This window comes from Enterobacteriaceae endosymbiont of Neohaemonia nigricornis (assembly GCF_012571795.1).
Classification (GTDB): domain Bacteria; phylum Pseudomonadota; class Gammaproteobacteria; order Enterobacterales; family Enterobacteriaceae.
In genome coordinates this window covers 18,228-35,625 of record NZ_CP046222.1, presented here as the reverse complement: position 1 = coordinate 35,625, position 17,398 = coordinate 18,228, and the positions used below count along the sequence as shown (strand labels likewise).

The window sequence follows — 17,398 nt, the reverse complement described above, 5'->3', positions numbered from 1 at the left end:
ATTAGATATTATGAACTTTAACAAAAAAATAAATTATTATCGTTTTGAAATAGCACCTATGTTAAATCGTACTAATAAATATTGTAGATTATTTTATAGATTTTTAACAAAAAAATCTCTTCTATATACTGAAATGATACATTGTAATACTATAACATATAATAAAAATATTTTATTAACAAATTATCATGATAATAATATGGTGCTACAATTAGCTGGTAATAATCCTAAATTATTATCTTTGTATTCTAAATATGCAGAAAAAATAGGTTATAAGGAAATTAATTTAAATATGGGTTGTCCTTCTATAGGATCTCAAAAAGGAAATTTTGGCGCTTATTTAATGCATAATCTTCATATTGTAATAAATTGTATTAAATCAATGTCTGATAGTGTAAATATACCTATTACTATCAAAACACGTATTGGCATTAATGAAGATAATAGTTATATTTTTCTTAATGAATTAATAGATTCATTATATAATAATGGTTGTCAAAGATTTATTATCCATGCTAGAAAAGCATTATTATATAATAATAAAATAACTACTAAACAAAATTTTAAAATACCATCTTTAAATTATAAAGTTGTATATCAGATTAAAAAAAATTTTCCTAAAGTACCAATTACAATAAATGGTGGTATTAAAACATTAATAGATGTACAAAAACACCTAAAATATTTTGATGGTGTAATGTTAGGAAGAGAAATATTTAATAATCCTAGATTATTAACATATATAGATAAAAATATATTTTTTGATAGTACAAATAATATACATCCTGTTAAAATTATACAATCTATATTTCCATATATAGAAACTGAATTAAAAAAAGGAGTTTCTTTTTATACTATTATCAAACCCATATTAAATTTTTTTCATGGTATGTCAGGATCAAAAAAATTTAAACATTATATAAATAATAAAAATAATTATATGAAAAATACTAGTATACAAGTACTTAATAAAGCATTATCTTATATAAAATAAGAAGTTTATATTCTAATAATATATACTATACTTATATATTATTTTTATTTTTATTAAAATTAACACTTCATAATTTATGACAATTAATAATATTAAAAACAAATTAAAATTTACAAAAGATTTGCAAGTTGAAAATATAAAAATTCCACCTTATTCTTTAGAAGCAGAACAATCAATATTAGGATCTTTAATGTTAGATAATCATAGATGGGATTATGTGATAGAAAAAATTATCATAGAAGATTTTTTTATTATATCTCATAAGATTATTTTTCGCGAAATGCATGTATTAATTGATATTGGCAAACCTATAGATTTAATTACATTATCTGAAGCATTAGAAAATAAAAATAAATTAAATCAAGTAGGAGGGTTTGCATATCTAGCTGAATTATCAAAAAACATTCCTAGTATATCTAATATATATGCTTATATAGATATTGTACGTGAAAGAGCAATTATAAGAGAAATGATTACAGCAGCTAATGCTATAGCAGAAGCAGGTTATTTCCCTAATGGTAGAAAAAGTGAAGATTTATTAAATCTAGCTGAATCTCGTATATTTCAAATTGCAGAAAAACGTATTAATAAAGATACTAAACCAAAAAATATAGATGAAGTTTTAGAAGTAACTGTTTCTAAAATAGAATCATTTTATAAAACACCTAACAATGGTGTAACTGGCATTGATACTGGATATTATGAATTAAATAAAAAAACAGCAGGTTTACAAAAATCTGATTTAATTATTATTGCTGCTAGACCTGCTATGGGTAAGACAACTTTTGCTATGAATATTTGTGAATATACAGCTATGTTACAAGATAAACCTGTATTAATTTTTAGTTTAGAAATGCCATGTGAACAGATTATGATGCGTATGTTAGCTTCATTATCTAGAGTATCACAAAGTAAAATTCGTACTGGACAATTAAATGATAATGATTGGAAAAAAATATCTGGTACTATGAGTAATTTATTAAAAAAAAAAAATATATATATTGATGATTCTTCTGAATTAACACCTACAGAAATTCGTTTACGATCTCGCAGAATATTTAGAGAATTTAATGGGTTAAGTTTAATTATGATAGATTATTTGCAATTAATACGTGTCCCTTCTTTATCTTTTAACCGTACATTAGAAATTACAGAAATTTCCCGTTCTTTAAAATCACTTGCTAAAGAACTACATGTCCCAGTAATAGCTTTATCACAATTAAATAGATCTTTAGAACAAAGAGCAGATAAACGTCCAATGAATTCAGATTTAAGAGAATCAGGTTCAATAGAACAAGATGCTGATTTGATAATGTTTATTTATAGAGATGAAATTTATAATGAACATAGTCCATTACAGGGTATTGCAGAAATTATTATTGGAAAACAGCGTAATGGTCCTGTTGGCAATATTAAATTAACATTTAATAATAAAATTGCACGGTTTGATAATTATATAGATTACTATGATAATAGTATTAAATAAAATATATTTGTATTTATTATGTGTAATTTATAATTTTTTTTATATAAAATATTTTAGTTTATAAAAAAAATTATTGTATATAAACTTATAATGGAAATAGTTATGTTAAAAATTTTTAATACTTTAAGTAAAAAAAAAGAAATTTTTCAAGCTATTTATAATAATAAAATAACAATATATGTTTGTGGCATTACCCCATATGATATGTGTCACATAGGACATGGACGAACTTTTATTATTTTTGATATAATAATTAGATATTTTCAATTTTTAGGTTATAAAGTTAAATATATAAGAAATATTACAGATATTGATGATAAAATTATTAAATTATCTAATAATTGTGTAAAAAATATTAATAATATTGTATCAAAAATGATTAATGCTATGCATATAGATTTTAAAAAATTAAATATTATATGTCCTACTATTGAACCTAAAGTTACAGAACATATTACAGAAATTTTTAATATTATTGATATTTTATTAAAAAATAATAATGCATATATTGCAAAAAATGGAGATATAGTATTTTCTGTTAAAAGTTATAAACATTATGGTCAATTATCTCATATAAAAATTCATACTTTACATAAAAATTTACAAAATAATTTTTTTAAAAAAAATTATCAAGATTTTGTTTTATGGAAATTATGTGATAATACTAAAATAGGTTGGTTATCACCTTGGGGATATGGCAGACCTGGTTGGCATATTGAATGTTCTGCTATAAGTCATAAATATTTAGGACATAAATTTGATATACATGGTGGAGGAAATGATTTAATTTTTCCACATCATGAAAATGAAATAGCACAATCAATATGTGCTAACAAAAAATTTCATGTAAATTATTGGATACATACTGGTATGATAATTTTTAACAATAAAAAAATGTCTAAAACTTTAAATAATAATATTAAATTAAAAGATATATTATTAAAATATAATGAAGAAGTTATTAGATATTTTTTTACTATTACACATTATCGTAGTCCTATTATATATCAAGAATATAAATTACAACAATCTAGTATTATTATAACTAAATTATATAAATCTATATATTCTATAGATAAGTTTAAAAAAAATAATGTTATTAATATTAAACATGATTTAGAAGATCAATTTTATAAAGCTATGAATAATGATTTTAATACTCCTAAAGCATATAGTATTTTATTTAAAATATCTTATCAAATTTATCATGCTAAAATACATAATAAATTATTATTATATCAATATTTTATGTTTTTATTAAAAAAATTAGGTAATATTTTAGGAATACTTTTTTATAATCCTAAACAATATTTAGAACAACATAATAAAATTACTACATATAAAAAATATGAAATTGAAAATTTAATTCAACAAAGAAATAATGCAAGAAAAAAAAAATTATGGGATAAAGCTGATAATATTCGTGATCTTTTAAAAAAAGAAAATATTATTTTAGAAGATAATAATAATCATACAACATGGAAAAAAATATAATATTTTTTGTAAAATTTTATAATATTGTGTAAAAATATGATAAATAAATTACGCCAACAAATACAATATCATAATTATAGATATTATGTTTTAAATAAACCTGAAATTACTGATTATCAGTATGATCAGTTAGTTATTAAATTAGAACACTTAGAAAAAAATATACATTATTTGAATAAACAAACATCCCCTACTCAATATGTTGGTGATATTTTATTAAATAATAACAAAAAAATTAAACATAAAGTACCTATGTTATCTCTAAATAATACTTTTAAAGTCAAACATTTTTACAAAAATTTTTTTGCACCTTTACTACCTTTAAATATTATGAAAGAAAAAAATTTTTTTTGTTGTGAATTAAAATTTGATGGTATGGCAATTAATCTTTTATATAAAAATGGTATATTAATACATGGTATTACTAGAGGAAATGGATATTTTGGTGATAATATTACAAATAATATTTTATGTATTAAAGATATTCCTAAAAGATTACAAGGAAATAATATACCTAAAATTATAGAAATACGTGGAGAAATTTTTATTTCTAAACAAAATTTTAATTTTTTAAATAAACAATATTTGATGATTAATAAACAATTTGCTAATACTAGAAGTGCTGTTGTAGGATTATTACGTTTACATAATAAAAATAAATATTTAAAATTATTAAATTTTTTTTGTTATGGTGTTGGTTATATAGAAAATTTTTTAAATAAAAGTCATATAGAATTATTATATATATTAAAATCTTATGGTATACCAGTTGCTCAATATATACATACTTATAAAAATTTTCAAGATATAATAAAATTTTATAGGTTTTTTAAAAGAAATAGATATAAATTACCATATCATATTGATGGTATTGTAATTAAAATTAATAATTTATATATACAACAAAAACTTGGTAATAGTACTAAAGCACCTAAATGGGCTATAGCATATAAATTTCCATCACAAGAGCAAAATAGTATTTTAAAAAAAGTATATTTCAAAGTAGGTCGTACTGGTATAATTACACCAATTGCTTTTTTTGAAACTATTAAAATTTTAGGTGTAAATATTAGTTATGCTACATTATATAACATAAATGAAATATTTAGATTAGATTTAAGAATTGGTGATACTATAGTAGTACAACGTTGTGGTGATGTTATTCCAAAAATTATACATGTGATAAAAATAAATAGAACTAATTCAAATACTAGTCCTATTAATATTCCAGTATTATGTCCTAGTTGTAATTCAAAATTATATAAAAATATTAATAATATTTTATATTGTTCTGCTGGTTATAAATGTAAAGCTCAATTTATAAATTATATAAAACATTTTATTTCTACAGAAGCTATGAATATTAATTATATTGGTACAAAATTAATTGAAAAATTAGTAAATAATAATCTTATTTTTAGTGCTATTGATTTATTTCAATTAAATAAAAAAAAATTATTAAAAATTAATATAGGTGAACAAAATATTAAAAAAATATTATTATCTTTATATAATTTTAAAGAAATATCTTTTTCAAAATTTTTATTTGCTTTAGGTATAAAAGATATAGGTATTACAACAGCTAATAATATTGCTAAACATTTTCAAACATTAGAAATATTTTTATCATCTAATGTAGCAGATTTACTTAAAATTTCTGGTATAGGCAAAAAAACAGCAAATAATATTTTATTTTTTATAAAAGATAAAAATAATATTGATTATATTAAAATGTTAACTAAAAAAATAAATATTATTTATAATAAGAATAATAATATATATAATAATTTCTTTTATCAAAAAAATGTAGTTATTACTGGTACATTTTTCATAATTCAAAGATCTAAATTAATAGATAAATTAAAATTATTAAATGCTAATATTTTTAATTATATATCTAGTAATATTGATTATTTAATTGTAGGAACTAATCCTGGTAAAAAAATTATACAAGCAAAAAATAATCAAATTAGTATTTTATATGAAAAAAATATAATAAAAATTTTATCATTATAAATTTTATTTTTTTTAAATAAAAATATTTATGATATATTATTAATTAAAATCATTATTTTAAAAAATAAAATACATGGAAAAAATACAAAGTATAATAGAACATTATTTAATTAATAATAATGTTAATAGCAAAATTATAAATAATAAAGAACTAATAACAGCAGTTTATAAAACAGTAGATATGTTAAATAATGGTATAATACGAGTTGCTATAAAAAAACAAGATAAATGGATTACAAACCAATGGATTAAACAAGCAATTTTATTATATTTTAAATTAAGTAAAAATATATTATTTCATGAAAATTATAGTAATTTTTATGATAAAATTCCTTTAAAATTTAATAATTTTACAGAAAAACAATTTCAAGAAATAGGTTGTCGTATTGTTCCTCCTGCTACTATAAGATATGGTTCTTTTATTTCATATAATACAGTATTAATGCCTTCTTTTGTTAATATAGGTGCTTATATTGATAAAGGAACAATGATTGATACATGGTCAACAATTGGTTCATGTGCACAAATAGGTAAAAATGTACATATTTCCGGTGGTGTTGGTATTGGTGGAGTATTAGAACCAATACAAAATAATCCTACTATTATAGAAGATAATTGTTTTATAGGTGCGCGTTCAGAAATTGTAGAAGGTGTTATAGTAGAAAAAGGATCAGTAATTTCTATGGGAGTATATATAGGACAAAGTACTAAAATATATGATAGAAATACTGGACAACTTTTTTATGGAAGAGTACCAAAATATTCTGTAGTAGTACCTGGTAATTTACCAACAAAAGATGGTAAATATAGTTTATATTGTGCAGTTATAGTTAAAAAAGTAAATGCAAAAACTTTAAATAAAATTCAAATAAATGAAATTTTACATCAGTCAGATTAAAAGGTGTAGTTAAAAAAAATTAATCAATAATATATTATTATTATCTTTTACGTAAAATAATTTAAAAAATATTAATGACTATATTTTTATTGTGAGTAATGCATATAATAATTACACCTGGGAGGATTCGAACCTCCGACCGTTCGGTTCGTAGCCGAGTACTCTATCCACTGAGTTACAGGTGCATAATAATATTCTAGATTTACGGTGAGAGAGAGATTCGAACCCTCGATATGATATTATCATATACACCCTTAGCAGGGGTGCGCCTTCAGCCACTCGGCCATCTCACCTAGTAATTTCATTAATAATTTTTTTATATAATATAAAATTATAAATTTAACTAGTTTGAACAATTATATACTAATATATATGTAATTAGCAAATCGTTTGCTGATTTTTTTCTGCTTGAATGCGTTGATATATTTCTTCACGATGTACAGCTATTTCTCTAGGAGCATTAACACCAATACGTACTTGATTTCCTTTTATACCTAATACAGTAACTATTACTTTATCACCAATCATAAGTGTTTCTCCCACTCTTCGAGTAAGAATAAGCATTCCTTTTCTCCTTGCAAAAATATAATAATATTATTAATCATGAATCTAATTTTTTTATAATCAAATATACATCATAATATGATATTTTAATATACAAAATAATGAAATATTATTTTTTTAATATAAAGAATTTATTGTATTTAAAATAGAAGTTCTTATTTTAGATATAAATATATAATATTCATCTTCATTAATATTCATAATTGCTTTTGCTACTAATGAATCTCCTATAACTTTAATAATATGATGATTTATATGTTTCTTAAGAATATTTACAGCATTTATATTAATAATATTTTTTGTAATTTTAATAAAAATAAATATTTTTTTATTCCATTGTGTTGATAATACTATAATAGTTTTATTAAATTTTGATATTATATTTTTTAATATATAATTAAATAATTCAGGATTAAAAGTATATAGGCCACTAATAAAAATATTAATATTATTTAATATAATATTATTTTTTAATATTTTTTTCATTATTTCTTTAGACATATATAATTCTAACTCTTTTAATTTTTGTTGTAAAATATTATTTTTAGTTCTGTATTTATTAATATATTCAATAATATTTTTTTCATCTATTTTAAATATATTAACAATATTTTTTATAATATTATTTTGTTTTTGTATGTATTCAATAGCATAATTATGAGTAATGGCATGTATACGTTTTATACCATGTGCTATATTTAGAACTTTTATAATTTTAAATAACCCTAATTCACATGTAGTAGATACATGTGTACCACAACATAATTCTTTAGAAAAATTACCAATATCTATTATACGAACAGTACTATCATATTGTTCATTTTTTAAATAAATAATATTATCATTTAAAGTAATATTATTTTTTTTTTCAAAAAAAATATTTATACTATAATTATTAAATATATAATGATTTACTATATTTTCTATATTTTGAATCTGTTCTTGTGTAATTTTTTTTAAATAAGAAAAATCAAATCTTAAGGATTTTTCTGTAATTAAAGAACCTTTTTGTTGTATAACATTACCTAATATTTTACGTAAACTATAATTTAATAAATGTGTTGCTGTATGGTTTTTACTAATTTTATTTCTATAAATTATATCTATTTCAGCTATAATATTATCATCTTTATAAAAAATTCCTTGGATAACTATGCCAGTATGAATAATTATATTCCCATTTATAGTAGTATTGATTACTTGAAAAATATTTTTTTTATTTTTATATAAATATCCTATATCTCCTTTTTGTCCTCCTGATTCTCCATAAAATGGAGTATAATCTAGTATTATTTCTGCAGTATTGCCTTTATTAACAGAAGAAACTATTATCCCATTTATATAAATATTTAATATTATACTCTTAGTAGATAATGTTGAATATCCAATAAATTTAGAAATTTGTTTTTTATAATAAATATTAATTTTATTTTTAAAATTACTATTTTCTCTAGATCGTTGTTGTTGTTTATTTAAATATATCTTAAATTGTTGATAATCAATTTGTACATTTTTTTTTTGACATATATTTTTTATTATATCTAAAGATATACCAAAAGTATCATATAAATAAAAAATAGTATGACCATCTAAAATATTATTTTTTAATTTTTTTAATTCATTATTTAATAATATAGTTCCTTTATTTAAAATTAAATTAAAATTATTTTCTTCATTATGAATAATGTTTTTAATAAAATTATATTGTTCTTTTAAATATTTTTTATCTTCTTTAAAAGTAATTTCATTAATATAAAAATGTACTAATTTATATAAAAAATTATTTTGATAACCTAATAATTTCCCATGATTAATAGCTCTTCTTATAAGTTTTCTTAAAATATATCCTCTTTTTTCATTATCTGGTATAATTCCTGATGATATTAAATAAATAATAGATCTCATATGATCGGCAATAACATTTAAAGAATTATGTTCATAAAAATTAAGGTTTAAAACACCAGCAATATATTGAATAAATTTTTGAAAAATATCAATTTTATAATTAGAATTAACTTTTTGCAAAATACTACTAATTCTTTCTAATCCCATGCCAGTATCAACAGATTTAATTGGCAAAGAAATAATTTCACCATTAATATTTTTAGTAAATTGTATAAATACAATATTCCAGATTTCTATAAAACGTTCTCCTAAATTATTCTGATATATATTACCAGTTAATTGTTCACCTAAATCATAAAAAATTTCTGTAGATGGACCACATAGTCCGGTATCTCCTATTTGCCAAAAATTATCTGAATTATATAATTGATTATTATTATCATATATAATAATAATATGTTTTGGATTAATACCTATATTATTTAACCAAAAATTATAAGTTTCTTTATCAGTATAATATACTGTTATAAAAATTTTATTTTTGTCTAAATTAAACCATTTTATATCTGTTAATAATTCCCAAGCAAAAGTAATAGCTTCCTTTTTAAAATAATCGCCAAAACTAAAATTACCTAACATTTCAAAAAATGTATGATGTCTATTGGTAAAACCTACATTATTTAAATCATTATGTTTACCACCTACACGTATACATTTTTGTATTGTAGCAATATTTTTTATTTTTGGAACAGTATGTCCTAAAAAATATTGTTTAAATTGATTCATTCCAGCATTAGTGAATAATAAAGAATTATCATTATGAGGTATTAAAGAACTACCTGTTAAAATTTGATGATTTTTATTTTTAAAAAATTTTAAAAATATTTGCCGAATTTTTTCTGTTGTTAAAAACATATAATATAATCCTGATATTTAATAAGATTATATATAATATATAATATATAATATTTAAATATTATATCTACATAATAGTTTTTGGTAAAAATAAACTTCTTATTTTTTTTTCAAGTTCATTAGATATTTTTTTATTATTTTTTAAAAAATTAATAGCATTATATTTTCCTTGTCCAATTTTTTCATTTTGATAACTATACCATGATCCACATTTTTCAATAAAGTTTTGTTTAACTCCTAAATCTAATAATTCACCATAAAGATTAATACCTAATCCATATATAATCTGAAATTCAGCTTGTTTAAAAGGTACAGCAACTTTATTTTTAACTACTTTAACTCTTGTTTCACTGCCAATAATATTATCACCTTGTTTTACATTGCCAATTTTACGTATATCTAATCTAACAGAAGAATAAAATTTTAATGCATTACCACCCGTTGTAACTTCAGGATTACCGAATACTATTCCAATTTTCATACGAATTTGATTAATAAAAATTAATAATGTATTAGATTGTTTCATATTACTAGCTAATTTACGCATAGCTTGACTCATCATACGTGCTGCTAATCCTATATGAGAATCACCGATTTCACCATCTATCTCTGCTTTAGGTGTTAATGCTGCAACAGAATCTATAACTATTAAATCTATTATTTTAGATTTAGCTAATGCATCACATAATTCTAATGCTTGTTCTCCAGTATCAGGTTGCGAACATAATAATTTATTAATATCAACATTAAGTTTGCTTGCATAAATAGGATCTAAAGCATGTTCTGCATCAATAAAAGCACATAATTTTCCTGTTTTTTGTGCTTCTGCTATAATTTGTAATGTTAATGTAGTTTTTCCTGAAGCTTCAGGACCATATATTTCTACTATTCTACCAATTGGTAAACCACCTATACCTAACGCTATATCTAAAGTTAATGAGCCAGTTGAAATAGATTCTATATCCATAGTTCTATTATCACCTAATCTCATAATAGAACCTTTGCCAAATTGATTTTCTATTTGATTAATAGCATCATCCAAACATATTTTTTTTTTTTCTTCTATATTCACGAAATAAACCTTATATTAATAAATAATGATGTGTAATTTGAATAAACTATTAAAAATTTATAAAAATATATGTTTTGAATATATTAGTTAACTTATATATTAATTATTAAACTTTAATTTTTATATTTAATAATTATACTTTAATTATAATGAAAATAAATAAAATTAACATAATACCCACATATAATTTAAATTTAATGCACTTACAGTGTCCTTATACAATTATAAAATTAAAAAAAAAAACTGATTGTATGCAAAAAGATGATACATTATTAATTACTACAAATAATAATATAGTAAAATTAGATATTATAAGTTTTTGTAATTTTATGAATTTTAAAATAATAAAAAAACAAACTAATATTTTACCCTATGTATTTTTAATACAAAAATAGTATGTTATATTTTTTAATTATTTTTTTTATATAGAGCATATGTCACATAACTAAATTGTTTTTCACGATATTTAATCCAATTTGATGGTAAAAATAAATTTTTACTATTTGCCATATATTCTATATAAATCAATGCATTAGGATTGAGACATGCATGTTTTTCTAGTAACATACATACTTGTGAAAGTAAAGTATTATTTATATTAAAAGGTGGATCAATAAATACTAAATCAAATGTTTCTGATGTATAAGATATAAAATTTATAATATTATCATAAATTAATGATATATTAATTTTATTAAATGACATAATATTTTTTTTTAATTGTATAAAAATATGATAATTATTTTCTATTAATGTAGCTGATAATGCATTTCTAGATAAAGCTTCTAAACTTAGCGAACCAGTACCAGCAAAACAATCTAAACATTTCATCATATGAAGATTATTTGTTAACCAATTAAATAAATTAGCACGAATAAAATTCATTGTAGGTTTTAATTTATTATGATTTATAACATATATACTTTTATATTTCCATTTACCAGTAATAATATAGATTTTACGCATAATTATTATTTTTAAAATTAATATATAAATTTATTTTGATATTTTATGTAAATGATGTTCTAATTTAATTGTATAAGATAGTATAATTTAAATCAATTTTTTATTTTAAATTAAAGTTTATAAAATAAACACATGATAATAAAAAAAAATATAAATAACAAAAGTTTTTTTAGTTCTTTAGCATCAAATTTATGGAAAACTAGTAAAAATATTAGTAAAAACTTTATTAATTTATTTAGAAAAAAACATAATATTAATGTTAATTTTTTTAATTCTTTAAAAGAAACATTAATTATTTCTGATATAGGTATAAAAACTACCAATGATATAGTTAATAAAACTATTCAGTACTCTAAATTAAATAATATACAATATTCAGATCAATTATATAATTTTATTAAACAAGAAATGTTTAATATATTATCTATAGTTGAAAAACCTTTAATAATTAATAGTATGAATAAACCTTTTATTATTTTAATATTTGGTATAAATGGTGTAGGTAAAACAACAACTATAGGTAAATTAGCATATTATTTTTATAAACAAAATAAATCTGTTTATTTAGCTTCTGGAGATACATTTAGAGCAGGTGCTAATGAACAATTAAAAATATGGAGTTATAAAAGTAATAGTTATATTATAAATAATAATAAAATACATGATAGTTCTGCTGTAATTTATGATGCAATAGTAAAAACAAAAAAAGATAATATAGATATATTAATAATAGATACTGCAGGCAGATTACATAATAATATTTCTTTATTAGAAGAATTAAAAAAAAATGTACGAGTAATTAAAAAAAAAATATATGATGCTCCAAATGAAACTATGTTAATATTAGATTCTAATATTGGACAAAATTCCATTAATCAATTTAAAATATTTAATAAACATATTAATATAACTGGTATTACTATAACTAAACTTGACGGAACTGCTAAGGGAGGAGTTATTTTTTCTTTAGCAAATGAATTTAAAATTCCTATAAGATATATATGTACAGGAGAACAAATACAAGATTTACATTTATTTAATGCTGAAAATTTTATTAATACTATTTTCACAAAAAATTAAGTTTTATTATAAAAAATGTAAAAAAATTATATTTTAAGAGGTTGAAAATGTATAATCACATATTAACTATAACTCCAAGAATATTTATTAATTCTTTAGGTTCTTTAGATTCATATATATATGCAACCAATAATTATCCAATTTTAACTGCAGAAGAAGAAAAAAATCTGTCATGTAAATTTTTTTATAAAAGTGATATAGAAGCTGCAAAAAAGCTAATTCTATCACATTTACGATTTGTTGTACATGTTGCTAAACATTATTCAGGTTATGGTTTACAACAAGCAGATATAATACAAGAAGGCAATATTGGATTAATGAAAGCAGTTAAAAGATTTAATCCTAATATTGGTGTACGTTTAGTATCTTTTGCTATTCATTGGATTAAAGCTGAAATACATGAATATGTTTTACGTAATTGGCGTATAGTTAAAGTAGCCACAACTAAAGCTCAAAGAAAATTATTTTTTAATTTACGTAAGGCAAAACAAAGATTAGGTTGGTTTCATAAAGATGAAATAAACATGGTAGCTAAAACATTAGGTGTGTCTATTAAAGATGTATATGAAATGGAATCACGTATGTCATCACAAGATATTACATTAAACATTCCTAGTGATACTTCTTATAATAATAATAGTAATATTAATTATTTAATTAAGGATAAAACATCTAATTTTGCAAAATTAATAGAAAAAAATAATTGGACAAAATTTATTACACATAAATTAGTTAATGCTATAAAAAAATTAGATAATCGTAGTCGTGATATTATTAATTCGCGATGGTTAAATAAGAATAATACAAAAGAAACATTACAATCATTAGCTAATTATTATGGTATATCAGCAGAACGAATTCGTCAATTAGAAACTAATGCTATGAAAAAATTACGGTTATTAATAGAACAATCATAAATATATTTATTTAGAATTATAAAGAAGGAATAATATAATGGCAGGTAAAAGAGGTATTAACAAAGTAATTTTAATTGGTCATGTCGGTAAAAATCCTGATATACGTTATATGCCTAATGGCAATCCTGTAGTTAACATTGTTATTGCTACAACAGATTATTGGAAAGATAAAAATACAGGTGAAAATAAAGAAAAAACAGAATGGCATAGAGTTGTTATATTTGGTAAATTAGCTGAAATAGCTAATGAATATCTTAAGAAAGGTATACAAATATATATAGAAGGATATTTACAAACACGTAAATGGCAAAATCAAAACGGACAAGATAATTATATAACAGAAATTATTGTTAGTGTAGGTGGAACAATGCAAATATTAAGTCCTTTAAAAATAAAAAATGATAATGAATCATTAACTACACAACAACATAATACAACAAAACCAACAAAAGATTCTTGGGAAAATAAAATAGATACAAAAATAACAGATAAAAAAGATTTTTCTTTAACAAAACAAAAAAATATAGATGATAATTCTACTATTAATTTTGAAGACGATATTCCTTTTTAAAATTCTAATAATTGTCAATATTTAAATTTAATATTACATATATATTTAAAACATATTAATAATGTTACATAATAATAAAATACTTTTACAATTAAAAAATAAATTATCAAAAATATCTAATTATTTAGAAGGTATTGTAAAAATAATAAATAAAAATTTTGTAATATTATCTATAAAAAATAAAAAAATGTATAATATTTCTATTACATATTTAGATAAAATTATGTGTGGAGATCGTGTATTATTTTTTGTAAAATCTAATAGTACATTAGAAGAAGCTATTCCTATTAAATTATTACAATCTAATATAAATATATTTATAGGTAATATTAAAAAAATAAATAATAAATTATATTTTATACCATTAAATAATGCTAATTATAAACATAATTTAATTATTTCACATAATAGAAATATATATAATTTAAAGGATGATGATTTAATTTTAGCTAAAATTATTAATCATCCTTTACAAAATTTTCATAAGTTTAAAGTAGAAATTATTGAATATTTTCCATATAAAAATAAATATTTATTACAATTTTGGAAAATTTTTTCTAAATATAATATAGATATAAGTCCACCTAGTGATAGTTTATGTCATAATATTAAGATAATTGATAATAATACACACAGAAGAGATTTAACCAAATTATGTTTTATTACTATAGATAATATTAATACTAAAGATATTGATGATGCTATATATATAGAAGAAATAAATACACAGCAATTACAAATTTATGTAGCTATTGCTGATCCTACATCATATATTGAATATAATAGTAAAATAGATATTATTGCATCAAATAGAATGTTTACTACTTATTTCCCAGAATTTATTATTCCTTTATTACCTAAATATATATCAGAAAATATATGTTCATTACAACCAATGCAAATTAGATCTACTTTAGTTTGTAAAATGATTATTAATAATGATGGTATTTTATTACAAAATGCAGAATTTTTTATGGGATTAATACAATCTAAAGCACAATTAAATTATGTTAATGTTTCTAATTGGTTAGATAATATTGGCACATGGCAACCAGAAAATTATGAAATAAAAAATCAAATTAATTTATTATATAAGAGTTATATATATCGTAGACAATGGAGTAAAAAAAACACAATATTTTTTAATAATCCTATATATAAATTAATAATGAATGATCAACTTCAAATTTTGAATATAAAATTAGAACCTAAAAGAATTGCACATAAAATTATTGAAGAAATTATGGTTGCAGCAAATATATGTGCGGCAGAAATATTATATAAATTTTTAGGTTTTGGAATATATAATGTATATTATGGCTTTAATTATAAAAAAATTAATAAAATTGTTTTTTTATTAAATGAATATAATATTCAATATAAAACATCTATATTAACTACTTTACAAGGTTACAAACATATATATCAGCAATTAAAAAAACAAAAACTTTTATTATTATTAAATCGTATACGTAAATATCAATTAGCAACTATTTTTCAATCTAAACCCGGCCCACATTTTGGATTAGGTGTACTAAGATATGCGACTTGGACTTCACCTTTACGTAAATTTGGTGATTTGATTAATCATAGATTAATTAAAGCTATTATACAAAAAAAATGTATAAATAAACCATCTGTACAAATAATTCATAATATGAATTATAAAAAACGTTTAAATAAACAAATAGAAAATCGTATTATTAATTGGTTATACATAGAATATTGTAAAAATATTTTAAATGATAAACAAATTTTTGTATCAGAAATTATTGATGTATTATTAATAGGATTAAAAGTTAGATTAATAAAAAATGGTATGTATGCATTAATTCCAATAAATTTAATATCATCTATATCAAATAATATTATTATATTACCTATGCAAGGTAAAATTTTATATAACAATAAAATATTATATAAAGTAACTGATTATATAAAAGTTATGATTGAAAAAATTGATGTAAATAATAATATTATTGTAAAAATTATTTCATAAAATATAATAAAAAAAATCATGACAACACAAGGACATTTATTTTTTACTATTTCTACAAGTTTTTTAATACAACATTTTATATGTTCACAATTTATGCATCATGATGATTGGTGGCGTATTATTCCTATATCTATAATTACTTGTTTATTGCCTGATATTGATCATTCTAAATCTATTATAAGCAAAAAATTAAAATACTTTTCTTATATTATTACAAAACTATTTAATCATAGAGGTTTTACACATAGTTTATGTGCTATATATTTAATATATTATATATTACAAATAATATCTAATAAAATTATTTTTCTGAAAATGGATATTCAATTAGGATTGATTATAGGATATTGTACTCATATTATTGCTGATATAATAACTCCACATGGTGTACTATTACTATGGCCATTAAAAATACGTTTTAAATTACCTATTATAACAAGACATTTATTTACAGAAAAATTTTTTTGTTATATATATTTTGTATTTTCTGTATATTTATTATATCCTGGATATAATCATATACTTATACAGTTTTGTATTAAAACATATATAAAATTACTTAATAATATTTACTAAAATAA

Annotated in this window: 15 protein-coding genes and 2 tRNA genes; 11 read left to right on the top strand and 6 right to left on the bottom strand. The window is 20.1% G+C overall.

Annotation, left to right across the window (positions count from 1 at the left end):
* Positions 1-10 precede the first annotated feature (10 nt).
* From dusA to dapD, 5 genes are all read left to right on the top strand, one after another.
* Entirely contained in the window at positions 11-994 is a 984-nt protein-coding gene (dusA, locus tag GJT85_RS00185) for a tRNA dihydrouridine(20/20a) synthase DusA (RefSeq protein WP_208754222.1), read from the top strand.
* A 76-nt stretch (positions 995-1,070) separates the two neighbouring features.
* Entirely contained in the window at positions 1,071-2,480 is a 1,410-nt protein-coding gene (gene dnaB, locus GJT85_RS00180; RefSeq protein WP_208754221.1) for a replicative DNA helicase, read from the top strand.
* Positions 2,481-2,582: 102 nt separating this feature from the next.
* Entirely contained in the window at positions 2,583-3,974 is a 1,392-nt protein-coding gene (gene cysS, locus GJT85_RS00175) for a cysteine--tRNA ligase (protein ID WP_208754219.1), read from the top strand.
* A gap of 36 nt (positions 3,975-4,010) precedes the next feature.
* Positions 4,011-5,990: an NAD-dependent DNA ligase LigA gene (ligA, locus tag GJT85_RS00170; protein ID WP_208754216.1), complete on the top strand. Its 1,980-nt coding sequence runs from the start codon at positions 4,011-4,013 to the stop codon at positions 5,988-5,990.
* Between the two features lie 73 nt (positions 5,991-6,063).
* Positions 6,064-6,888 carry a 2,3,4,5-tetrahydropyridine-2,6-dicarboxylate N-succinyltransferase gene (gene dapD / locus GJT85_RS00165; RefSeq protein ID WP_208754215.1) on the top strand — a complete coding sequence of 275 codons (825 nt, stop codon included), beginning with the start codon at positions 6,064-6,066 and terminating at the stop codon, positions 6,886-6,888.
* A gap of 112 nt (positions 6,889-7,000) precedes the next feature.
* Here dapD and GJT85_RS00160 read toward each other — a convergent pair.
* The 5 genes from GJT85_RS00160 to recA all read right to left on the bottom strand — a co-directional run bounded on the left by GJT85_RS00160 (position 7,001) and on the right by recA (position 11,284).
* Positions 7,001-7,073 (bottom strand) — tRNA-Arg (locus GJT85_RS00160).
* 20 nt (positions 7,074-7,093) lie between these two features.
* Positions 7,094-7,181 (bottom strand) — tRNA-Ser (locus tag GJT85_RS00155).
* An 85-nt stretch (positions 7,182-7,266) separates the two neighbouring features.
* A complete protein-coding gene (gene csrA, locus GJT85_RS00150) occupies positions 7,267-7,452 on the bottom strand; it encodes a carbon storage regulator CsrA (protein WP_208754213.1) in 186 nt (61 codons plus the stop codon).
* A gap of 117 nt (positions 7,453-7,569) precedes the next feature.
* Positions 7,570-10,212, bottom strand: coding sequence for an alanine--tRNA ligase (gene alaS, locus GJT85_RS00145; RefSeq protein WP_208754211.1), 2,643 nt, complete (start codon positions 10,210-10,212; stop codon positions 7,570-7,572).
* 67 nt (positions 10,213-10,279) lie between these two features.
* Entirely contained in the window at positions 10,280-11,284 is a 1,005-nt protein-coding gene (recA, locus tag GJT85_RS00140) for a recombinase RecA (protein WP_208754209.1), read from the bottom strand.
* A gap of 149 nt (positions 11,285-11,433) precedes the next feature.
* Between recA and GJT85_RS00135 the strand changes: the two genes are divergently transcribed.
* Positions 11,434-11,679 carry a sulfurtransferase TusA family protein gene (locus GJT85_RS00135; protein WP_208754208.1) on the top strand — a complete coding sequence of 82 codons (246 nt, stop codon included), beginning with the start codon at positions 11,434-11,436 and terminating at the stop codon, positions 11,677-11,679.
* Between the two features lie 13 nt (positions 11,680-11,692).
* On the opposite strand, the gene rsmD is transcribed toward GJT85_RS00135, so the two are convergent.
* Complete coding sequence (rsmD, locus tag GJT85_RS00130; RefSeq protein WP_208754205.1) at positions 11,693-12,250, bottom strand: 16S rRNA (guanine(966)-N(2))-methyltransferase RsmD; 558 nt, start codon at positions 12,248-12,250, stop codon at positions 11,693-11,695.
* Between the two features lie 132 nt (positions 12,251-12,382).
* Between rsmD and ftsY the strand changes: the two genes are divergently transcribed.
* The 5 genes from ftsY to GJT85_RS00105 all read left to right on the top strand — a co-directional run bounded on the left by ftsY (position 12,383) and on the right by GJT85_RS00105 (position 17,393).
* Positions 12,383-13,330 (top strand): signal recognition particle-docking protein FtsY, encoded by a 948-nt coding sequence (gene ftsY, locus GJT85_RS00125; RefSeq protein ID WP_208754203.1) that lies wholly within the window; start codon positions 12,383-12,385, stop codon positions 13,328-13,330.
* Between the two features lie 47 nt (positions 13,331-13,377).
* The gene (gene rpoH / locus GJT85_RS00120; protein ID WP_208754201.1) at positions 13,378-14,247 is read left to right on the top strand and encodes an RNA polymerase sigma factor RpoH; all 870 of its coding nucleotides are present in this window, start codon (positions 13,378-13,380) and stop codon (positions 14,245-14,247) included.
* A gap of 37 nt (positions 14,248-14,284) precedes the next feature.
* A complete protein-coding gene (ssb, locus tag GJT85_RS00115; RefSeq protein WP_208754199.1) occupies positions 14,285-14,818 on the top strand; it encodes a single-stranded DNA-binding protein in 534 nt (177 codons plus the stop codon).
* Positions 14,819-14,879: 61 nt separating this feature from the next.
* Positions 14,880-16,817: an exoribonuclease II gene (locus GJT85_RS00110; RefSeq protein WP_208754197.1), complete on the top strand. Its 1,938-nt coding sequence runs from the start codon at positions 14,880-14,882 to the stop codon at positions 16,815-16,817.
* Positions 16,818-16,835: 18 nt separating this feature from the next.
* Positions 16,836-17,393, top strand: coding sequence for a metal-dependent hydrolase (locus tag GJT85_RS00105; protein ID WP_208754195.1), 558 nt, complete (start codon positions 16,836-16,838; stop codon positions 17,391-17,393).
* Positions 17,394-17,398: the final 5 nt, after the last annotated feature.

What these genes read in the sequence shown, in the direction of transcription:
- dusA (WP_208754222.1), top strand. Translation starts at nt 11, where the DNA reads ATGAACTTTAACAAAAAAATAAATTATTATCGTTTTGAAATAGCACCT.
- dnaB (WP_208754221.1), top strand. Translation starts at nt 1,071, where the DNA reads ATGACAATTAATAATATTAAAAACAAATTAAAATTTACAAAAGATTTG.
- cysS (WP_208754219.1), top strand. Translation starts at nt 2,583, where the DNA reads ATGTTAAAAATTTTTAATACTTTAAGTAAAAAAAAAGAAATTTTTCAA.
- ligA (WP_208754216.1), top strand. Translation starts at nt 4,011, where the DNA reads ATGATAAATAAATTACGCCAACAAATACAATATCATAATTATAGATAT.
- dapD (WP_208754215.1), top strand. Translation starts at nt 6,064, where the DNA reads ATGGAAAAAATACAAAGTATAATAGAACATTATTTAATTAATAATAAT.
- csrA (WP_208754213.1), bottom strand. Translation starts at nt 7,452, where the DNA reads ATGCTTATTCTTACTCGAAGAGTGGGAGAAACACTTATGATTGGTGAT.
- alaS (WP_208754211.1), bottom strand. Translation starts at nt 10,212, where the DNA reads ATGTTTTTAACAACAGAAAAAATTCGGCAAATATTTTTAAAATTTTTT.
- GJT85_RS00135 (WP_208754208.1), top strand. Translation starts at nt 11,434, where the DNA reads ATGAAAATAAATAAAATTAACATAATACCCACATATAATTTAAATTTA.
- rsmD (WP_208754205.1), bottom strand. Translation starts at nt 12,250, where the DNA reads ATGCGTAAAATCTATATTATTACTGGTAAATGGAAATATAAAAGTATA.
- ftsY (WP_208754203.1), top strand. Translation starts at nt 12,383, where the DNA reads ATGATAATAAAAAAAAATATAAATAACAAAAGTTTTTTTAGTTCTTTA.
- rpoH (WP_208754201.1), top strand. Translation starts at nt 13,378, where the DNA reads ATGTATAATCACATATTAACTATAACTCCAAGAATATTTATTAATTCT.
- ssb (WP_208754199.1), top strand. Translation starts at nt 14,285, where the DNA reads ATGGCAGGTAAAAGAGGTATTAACAAAGTAATTTTAATTGGTCATGTC.
- GJT85_RS00110 (WP_208754197.1), top strand. Translation starts at nt 14,880, where the DNA reads ATGTTACATAATAATAAAATACTTTTACAATTAAAAAATAAATTATCA.
- GJT85_RS00105 (WP_208754195.1), top strand. Translation starts at nt 16,836, where the DNA reads ATGACAACACAAGGACATTTATTTTTTACTATTTCTACAAGTTTTTTA.